The sequence below is a fragment of the Ruegeria sp. K7 genome, assembly GCF_056531785.1.
The window spans coordinates 24,224-32,936 of record NZ_JBQFMJ010000024.1; the positions used below are offsets into that span (position 1 = coordinate 24,224).

General features: G+C 54.4%; 5 protein-coding genes and 1 pseudogene. 3 read left to right on the forward strand and 3 right to left on the reverse strand.

Annotated features, from left to right (window positions below; translation table 11 throughout):
• Positions 1-108 precede the first annotated feature (108 nt).
• The 3 genes from ACR0FE_RS22475 (at position 109) to ACR0FE_RS22485 (ending at position 3,994) form a co-directional block, all read left to right on the forward strand.
• Positions 109-540, forward strand: coding sequence for a hypothetical protein (locus ACR0FE_RS22475; protein WP_480915366.1), 432 nt, complete (start codon positions 109-111; stop codon positions 538-540).
• Positions 541-933: 393 nt separating this feature from the next.
• Positions 934-2,583, forward strand: a complete 1,650-nt coding sequence (locus tag ACR0FE_RS22480; protein ID WP_480915368.1) for an adenylate/guanylate cyclase domain-containing protein — start codon at positions 934-936, stop codon at positions 2,581-2,583.
• A gap of 52 nt (positions 2,584-2,635) precedes the next feature.
• Complete coding sequence (locus ACR0FE_RS22485; RefSeq protein WP_480915369.1) at positions 2,636-3,994, forward strand: phosphatase PAP2 family protein; 1,359 nt, start codon at positions 2,636-2,638, stop codon at positions 3,992-3,994.
• Positions 3,995-4,007: 13 nt separating this feature from the next.
• Here the strand turns inward: ACR0FE_RS22485 and ACR0FE_RS22490 are convergent, their stop codons facing one another.
• From ACR0FE_RS22490 to ACR0FE_RS22500, 3 genes and pseudogenes are all read right to left on the reverse strand, one after another.
• Entirely contained in the window at positions 4,008-7,031 is a 3,024-nt protein-coding gene (locus ACR0FE_RS22490) for a hypothetical protein (protein WP_480915371.1), read from the reverse strand.
• A gap of 79 nt (positions 7,032-7,110) precedes the next feature.
• Entirely contained in the window at positions 7,111-8,055 is a 945-nt protein-coding gene (locus ACR0FE_RS22495; protein ID WP_480915372.1) for an aldo/keto reductase, read from the reverse strand.
• A gap of 167 nt (positions 8,056-8,222) precedes the next feature.
• Positions 8,223-8,713, reverse strand: a pseudogene (locus ACR0FE_RS22500) (hypothetical protein); the annotation flags it as partial.

Here is an 8,713-nt window from a genome sequence, read left to right on the forward strand (position 1 = left end):
GGTCGGTGCGACCTGATCGACTCTACAACTGAAGATGAGCTAACGGCAGGATTGTCCGCATAGCAGTCAATCAGGCCATCTTCGGCGAATGACCGCAAAGAGCCCATATTGGTGAAAAACTCGAGATTTCGGCCCACTCGCTTTTTCGCCTACTTCCATCGCGTCAGCAATATTGACGCCACTTGCCCAGCGCAGGCCATGACAGCCTCGCACATCGCGGAACCAATGCTTTGGCCGACCCCCTGGCCAAAAACTTCAACCGCCTCTCAAGGGGTAATTTTTTCAACGGTTTTGGCCAAAACTGGAGTTTTTCAACAATATCAGTCCAAATTCGACATTGGGGATGCGTGCGGAATTGGCCCCAAAGAGGCGGAGAGCGGTCACTTTCTGCATGTGCGCACTGACTTCAACACTGATCTGGATGCGGACATTCAGATTGCAATTACTTTGGACACGTTTCTGAAATGCCGCATGAGTTTTTTTGGCTCGAACGTACACTTCATACAGGCTGACACGAAGGTCGGGTTTTCTCCCCGTTGAAGCTTGAAAAGCTGTATTCCAGAGCACCTGCCATCAACGGTCGCCACCTAAATCCAGGCATTCGCACCAAGTCGGGCTTCAGCGGCATTAAAACCTCCCGCCCTTACAGTGCACTACCGACCAAAGCGACTCTGCCGAAGGAGGCTTCTGGAAAAGTGATAAGATAGACCGACAGAGAGTGTGGCGTTAAGCTTCTGAATGTGCCGATCTACTTTGGCCAATTATGAGTGTTTTCGAGGGTGTTATTGGATGGTGCAGACTGACAGACCTCGCGCGGCCGAAACGCGTCGGCTTGCGGTTGTAGCATTTGCGGACGTTGCAGGGTTTTCGCGTCTTGTTGCAGAAAACGATATTCGCGCAGGCAATCAATGGAAATCGCTCAAAGAACATGTTTTGCTGCCCTTGCTGAAACGACATGGCGGAAGGCTAGTTGAAACCGCTGGAGATGCAATCCTTGTCGAGTTTACAAGTGTTGTTGCGGCCCTAGAGTGGGCGGTGGATGCACAGAATACCCCGCAACTCAAGGCTGGTATGGATGCGGGCAGTGAAAGCAATTTGCAATTGCGCATTGCAGTAAATGTCGAAGATGTCCTGGTGCAAGATGGGAACATACTGGGCGACGGCGTAAATATCGCATCGCGCATTCATGATGCAGCGGCCCCCGGTCAAATCATAGCTACAGGCATCGTCCGGGAATTGGCTGCCAACAAAGCCAATGTCAGGTTCAAAGATCTCGGGACGCCCCGGCTGAAGAATATCAAACGCATTGTGCACGTGTTTCAGGTGATTCCTTCAGAAGCAGCGTCCGAAGAAGAGACGCGGTTGCACCAACCTTTTATCGAGTGGACTTCCCGCCCCACCGTTGCGGTTCTGCCGTTTCGCGCGTCATCGGGCCATGAAATGGAGGAGTATTTTGGGTCTGGCATCACCGAAGACATCATCAATGGTCTGTCGCGCAGCCACGCCTTTCACGTCATTGCGCGCGCTTCGACTTTGCGATTTGCAAAACGTTTGATGGACTTGCAGGAAGTCGCCTCGCTGCTAGGGGTCAACTACGTGATGGATGGCAGCGTGCGTCGCCAAGGCGATCGGCTTAGGATAACGGCGGAACTGGTCGACGTCGCCTTGAACCGATCGATCTGGTCCGAGACGTTCGACGGAAGCGCCGATGACCTGTTCGACTTCCAAGACACCATCGTGGCAGCAGTTGTTGGATCTTTTGAACCGCGCCTGAAAGCGCATGGTATCAAGCGCGTTCGAAATCGCTCTACGGAAAGCCTCGACGCATATGACTGCGTTCTCAAGGCGGCCTCGGAACTGTACCGGTTCACTGAAGATGGGTACCGGAATTCCGGAACTGCGTTGCGACGGGCGATCGAACTCGATCCCACATATGCGCAGGCCTATGCCTATTCAGCATGGCGCCTGAACTACCTGTTTGGCGAAGGGCGCTCGGACGATCCTGAGCGGGACAAAAAACTGGCCATTGAACATGCTCAGTATTCAATCGTACTTGATCCCGAAGACTCGTTTTGTCAGGTCGTGGCAGGTCATTTGACAAGTCTGCTCAAAGGAAAACCGCATCAAGCGCTGTCCATGTTCGATTTGGCTTTGTCGCTGGATCAAAACAACGCTTTGGGTTGGGCGTGGAGTGGGGTTACTCTGTCCTACCTCGGCCGCGGTGAGGACGCGATACACAGGTTTCAAAATGCCTTTAAGCTCAGTCCTTTTGACAATCTAAATTTTACATGGTGGACCGGCGCCGGAATTGCGGAGTTTGTGTCTGAGAATTATGCCGAATCCATTTCTTGGCTGGAAAAGGCTCGGCAAGTAAATCCGCGATTCATTGCGACGTTGAGGATTTTGGCCGCAAGTCTCGCGATGAATGGGGAAGAAGATAAAGCACGAGAAGTCGGTAATGAGTTATTGAGGCTCGACGAAAAATTCTCGGTCGATCATTTTGTTTCATGGTATCCTTTCGTTCATAGCGAACACAAACGGGCTTTAAAAAGCGGGCTCTTGATCGCGGGCTTGCCGCGCTGACTGATTGTTTCACGGGCAATTTTTTCCGTATCAATTTCTAGGGAGACTTCAGATGACATCGAACATGAATACAGGAAATGGCATGGGACGCGGTATGGGCATGGGCATGGGGCGCGGCATGGGTGTGGGACGCGGCATGGGTATGGGCATGGGAACCGGCATGGGCATGGGCATGGGGCGCGGCATGGGTATGGGCATGGGGCGCGGCATGGGTATGGGACGCGGCATGGGTATGGGCATGGGAACCGGCATGGGTATGGGCATGGGGGCCGGTATGGGTACCGATCCTGTTATGGGTGAAATCCCGGTCGGCGCGGATGGGGGCATCGGGTTCGTCCGCAGCTACTACGCAACACCCATTGAACTCGCTCTCTTACCCTGGGCGCTGAACTTCACTCCCGACAATGCGGGCAACCCATCTTTTCCGCTGGACTACATCATCAGCCCGTATCAACCGGACCGACCCTGGCTGGAGTGGACAACGCAGGACTGGGACCCGGCTTTGCGTTTCTGGGCACTGCCGTTCGACAAGCATCTGACGGAATGGTTGCGTGCGGCAGACCGGTCCGAGCCGGCCACGCTTGCCGCTCTTGAGTTTGCTGGGCAGGCGGACAAGTGGAACCCACTTGTTGGGTTTAATCCGGAACCGGGGGGAGAAGACTGGTTGGAAGATGATGATTTGAAGTGGAGGCCGTCGGGGAATTCACAGGCGGAGAAAAACGAAGCGTTTTCGATCATAAAAGGCGAGTTGGAAGCGTTGAAGCACTACATGGAGGATGACCGGCAGAGCTACCTCGTGGAATCAGATATCCAAGCGGATGGGTTGCCCGACTATCTGGTCCATTTCCTTGGCATCAATTCCTTCGACCATCCTTATACGTTGCAACTGATCGACATAGGTCTCGCGCTGGGGAACGTGGCTTACATGTCCTACAAAGCGCATTACAAACGGGTGCGACCTTCGATCCTGCGTCCCGGCCTTACCGTTCCTTTCGGCCCTCCTGCGCATCCGGCCTTTCCCAGTGGCCATTCCTTCCTTGCGCATTTAATCTCATTGCTCCTGTGTGAAATTCCTGGCATCGCAGCGCGTTACGGCGTCCAGCCTACAGGCACGACTAAGGGAGATGGTCATCTGTTGAGGAAACCTGAGAGGAGCGATCTGACTGAACGCAAAGTGATCCACTCGCCTATTTTTACGATCGCGCAACGCATCGCTGTAAATCGTGAGCGGATCGGGGTGCATTATCCCTCCGACAGCTACGCCAGCCGCCACTTGGCGGCGGCGATCTGGGAACTCCTCATGAAACCGCTCGGTGATGCAGAACGGATTGATTGTCCGACACTTGACGCGATTATTTCGCATGCGACCAGCGAATGGCCAGATTCGTGGGCTCCGCCTGTAGGCCCCTAAGGCAACAGGGAAGCTATAACAACATCAGACCAAGGTTGTTGTCGCCCGCCACCAGATCGGTCAGCGCTCGTGGTTGTCTTGGTGGATTTGCTTGGTCCGGGATCTCTGCGGCCAACAACGCCTGCGGGTCCGAGTTGGCCAAATCGTCGTCGCAACTGCTCTCAAGGAGGCAGATGAATGTCGTGCCTTCACTTGCTTGTCCCATCGCTACGTTGATGTCGTCGTGAATCCCAACCACTTCAGTTGATTCTGGGTCCAAGTTTGGAACGGGAGGAAGTGGAACAACAAGCATCCAATTGATGCTGTTCGTGAGATCCCAATGTGGCTCGGTCATATCGCCGGTTACAATGCCGAGCCACATCCTCAAGCGAACTTCTCCTGAAGCCACGCGCCCGCGGTTTCCGAGCACAAAGCCTTGTGCTGGGTCAACCATCCACGCACGTTCCCCGGTCCAGTCGAGAGACACGGGCGCGTAGCTGCCTGGCCCGTAGTGCAAGGTGCCACCGAGCACGTCGTCTTCCTCTGGTCTGCCGTCCCGCAGATAGACATCAACGGGTGCAGCGCGGCCCGGGCCGTTTGTTGTTTGCTTGACCTCTTCAACAAACATGCCTTGCGCTTCAAAGGACCACCGCACGACTTTATGCGATATCCCGCCCGACCACGTATCCCCGGCTGTCAGTGCGGGTGTGGTGTCGAGTGTACCCGGTGCCGGTGCTGGAATGCCGACGGCTGTGTTCATTAACAGGCTCGCGTCTTCCATCGCTAGCTCGAGCATCTCCGCTTTCGACGGGGATTGCGCAAAGGATGCTATCGCACGGACCAGAAGGAAGAGCGTCATAAAGGAAGCACGATAGCGGATGTAGCGGTCTGGTTTGCCGTCCTGAACCGTGTCGCCCCCAAGTGCGAGATATAGCCGGAAGACAGTAGAGGACAGAATCTGTTCGCTCAGATACCCTTTAAGGGTATCGCAGCTGGTTGGAGGTGCGGCAATCACTGAGCGATTGAGGGCTCCATACCACGCCCAACCCAGTAGCGGGGACCGGTCATGTCTTCGTGTTGTGAAAACAAAGGGGTATGTGATTCCCCGGAACTGTGGGCCGAGACCGTCTGACGGACCACCCAGCCGAGAAAAGGGATCATACCAAACCGCCGCCAGCGCATCTCCCGCACTGTGCGCGAAATCGAATTCCAGTTTGCCGAGACGCGCGGCAATCAGATAGTGCCCCATTTCGTGCAGCATCCAGCGCCCACTGGATGCAATTCCAAGTGGCTCAAGTGGCAGAAATCGTTTGTCCGGATGTGTCGACCCTGTGGCGGCGGGGTTCTCTGGCCGTGCCCAACGGTTAAGATTGGCCAATGCCAGCCGGATTTGTACTTTTGGCTGAACACCTTGTGAGGCCTCAGCACAATCGAATGCAACCTGTGCATTGACCGTTTTGCCGTCCCGCCCTGGGCCCGGAAAAATTCCGTATCGATAGAAAATCTCGACCTTCTTTTGTGCGCGCACCGCGTAAAGAGCCGGCGGCAACCCGACTGCTTCCATGAAGTGAAAGAAATCGAGGCTGTGGCAATAGGTCATGATCGCAGAAAAGTCGTTGCGGCGTGGCGCAGGGTCCTCTCCGCCTGGAAGCGGGACAGTTTTCACGCCGGGGCCGTCCTCTTTGTCTGCAATCACGTAGTCCGGGCAGCGGCGGACTTCAAAACCGTCATCTTCCAGCTCCATTTCCACTTCAGGCCCGATGTCGCGGGCGACACGGTACGCCTCAAGGACCTTGTCTTCGCGCGAGGGACGTCTCAGCGTGTACTTGTAAAGCTGACCATCTGCCTCAATCCAACCTGGCGGTGTTTTTACGAAAACCTCCGCGGCCCCCGGGTCCGCGCCATGAGAAACCAGCGGGCCGACCTCGGTAGATATGGGTGTGTCTTCAGGTTTCAGAGGCAACGAAAGCTCAAAATCGGAAACGATCTGATAGCTTTGAGGAATTGGATAGCCCGGTCGCACATTGTATTGCGTTGAGTTCTGAGGGGCGGAATTGGCTTTCGAAGACAAGGCAAATCGAAATACCTGGGTCTCGCTTGTCCCGACTGGAACTGCTGGTATGAGAAGTTGTTCCGCGTTCATTGTATTTTCGTCAACAAACGCATCTTTGGCACTTAATGCCGTGAGTTCACCCAAGATCGACTGAAATGAGCCTACATCGCTACGAGCCAGAAGTGCCTGAATGTATGCTTCTTCGTCAGGGTCACCATTCATCAAAAGTTCGCTGGCGCTGATATAGCCTTCAGCAGGACGCTCGACCGTGACAGAGCGGACAGTTACGCGGAAACCGCCATCGTAGGACGTCACCGACATGGGAACGCGCACTCCGAATGAGTAAGACGCCACCTTGTCCACAACGGAATAGGTTTCTGCGGCTGTCATGATCACTGTGGCTGGCAGCTCGCCGTTTTCTTGCCGCGACAGGTTCCACGACGCAAGTGTCGGCGGATTGGCACCGACTGCTGAGCCAATGGCAGGCCAGATGTCGAGCCAGCTAATGAGACCGGGCTGGGGCGGGGGGGGCACAGGACCAAGCGCATCATGCCAGCTCGTCGGCATCAACGGAGTTACAACTGGTTTTTCTTCCGTAGGGTCAGATGACTTCCAGTCAGAGTCCAGCAGATCGCGAATTGCTTCGACGTATCGAGCCGCGACGGTTTTCAGCGCAGCTTCCAAGTCGTCTTCACCTGTTATAATCGCAATGTATGGCACATTTTTGTGCGCGATCAGTCGCGACGGACGACCTGATCCCGGATACCCATCTTCTTCGCGTAGCCAGTTTGGAGGCCAAAAATCCTTTTGATACTCGTCGGGCGGCCATTTGAGAGATGTAATCGTCAATGTGGGTATCCTGTCGGCATCGGCAAAAAAGCGGCGTTTAAATTGTAAAAAGGTTAACACAAGAATTGCGTTCTGAACACTGGAACGGGGGCAAGACGAGGAAGCAACAGCCGAGACACCCGCCGTGAACGTCGGCTTGGTCCGCTCCGCGGTCATTCAGACGGAACGCAGCGAACGGCTGCTCTGAGCCCAAAGCGGTCAATTGGCAGAACAGTATCCTATCCAAAAATCGACTCTAAGCTTCTGGGTTGCTCGAAGTTTTTTCGAGCTCAGCGAGATCCTCCCAAACGCCCTCAGGGATGGACCACTCTGCCCATTCCATTGCCTGTTGAACATGCTGAGGCCATGTCACTCCGCAAATCGTCGAAGTGATGTCGTCGTTTTTCAACGAGTATTGCAACGCGACCGCCCCGACTGGGACATCGTAGCGCCCGCATACCTCTTCAACAGCACGTATTGGCGCAAGCCTTTCATCATCTGCCGGTCGATAGACATAAAAGCGATGGATCGCGCTGCCTCGGGCAAGTGCACCTCCGGAATAAGGTGCTGCGTTCAATATCGAAACGCCACGTGATTTCGCGAGTTCCATCAGAGGTGCCGCGTTATCGTTTACCAGCGTATGCCTGTTGTGTGTCAGGACCACGTCAAAATCCCAACTCTCCAAAATTGGCATCATCAAGTCGATACGTCCCGCCGCGATTCCGACCGCCTTGGCCAGGCCTTCCTCCTTGATACGGAACAACTCTTCAATCGCGCCACCTCGCCCTTTGACCTCTGATAGGTCATTTGCGTATTCGATATCATGGACGTGGAGTATATCAACGCTGTCGACGCTGAGGGCCGCAAGACTTTCCTCGAATGATCTACGTGCCTGAGAAGCATCAAAAGCACCAGTTTCCATATCCCGGTCGATTTTGGTGGAAAGCACCCGCCCGTCCGGCCACCCACCAAGCTCATGAATGACTTTTCCTATGCGCTCTTCACTTCGACCCATGGCATAGCAACGGGATGTGTCCAGGAACGCATTTGGCTGCGAAAGAATTGCCCGAATTGTATCAATCGCGCGGTCTTCATAAACCTCATACCCGTAGATTTCCGGGATACTTCCCAACCCCGTCGATCCAAACCCGATGCGGGGAACCCTAATCCCTGTCTTACCAATTTCGCGTAGCTCCGCCATGCCAACCTCCCAATTGGTTCCGGACATTCACAGATGTTGCGCGAGTAATTTATTGAAAACAAGTCAGACTTGTCGCTGGAGTTACTCTCTGGCCTCAACGCAATTGTTCAAACCGCAAATTCACCAAGCTTTTTCACGAATTGTGGAAGTGTCCACAATGCAGACATTCACTGAATTCTGCTTAACAGCCAGCTGAGCGCGGCACTGCGAAGCGTCTCCCCCTCTGGATTGTCCAAAATTACGGGTTCGATCACGCGCTCTATCGCCCCGCCACCACAATAGACAATGCCTTCGGGCGCTTCGTAGGAGGCCCCCTGGTTAATATCTGACTCGCAGGCGGAACGAAGGGACCGGATTGCCGCGCTGGAACCCTTCAAGTCAAAGATTCCGTAGCTGACATCTTGATCAATCATCGACAAATTAACCGATGCATTGGCCGCAAGCTGGTCCAGCACAAAACCATAGTCTTGCTGACTATTGAAACTGACCTCGACAGGAAAATTGTCGACGATCTGCAAAGCCGCGTTTTCTGCGCCAACCTGAAATGCCCCAACTTCGGTGGTGCCGTTCTTCAAAAATCGAATGGAAAGCCCCTGCTTCTCCACAATGTCCTGGCTGTCCTCATATCCAGCCGGTGCAAAGCGGATACGGTTACACT

Bases quoted from the DNA above. Each gene is read 5' to 3' on its own strand.
- ACR0FE_RS22485 (WP_480915369.1), top strand. From the start codon at position 2,636: ATGACATCGAACATGAATACAGGAAATGGCATGGGACGCGGTATGGGC.
- ACR0FE_RS22490 (WP_480915371.1), bottom strand. From the start codon at position 7,031: ATGACCGCGGAGCGGACCAAGCCGACGTTCACGGCGGGTGTCTCGGCT.
- ACR0FE_RS22495 (WP_480915372.1), bottom strand. From the start codon at position 8,055: ATGGCGGAGCTACGCGAAATTGGTAAGACAGGGATTAGGGTTCCCCGC.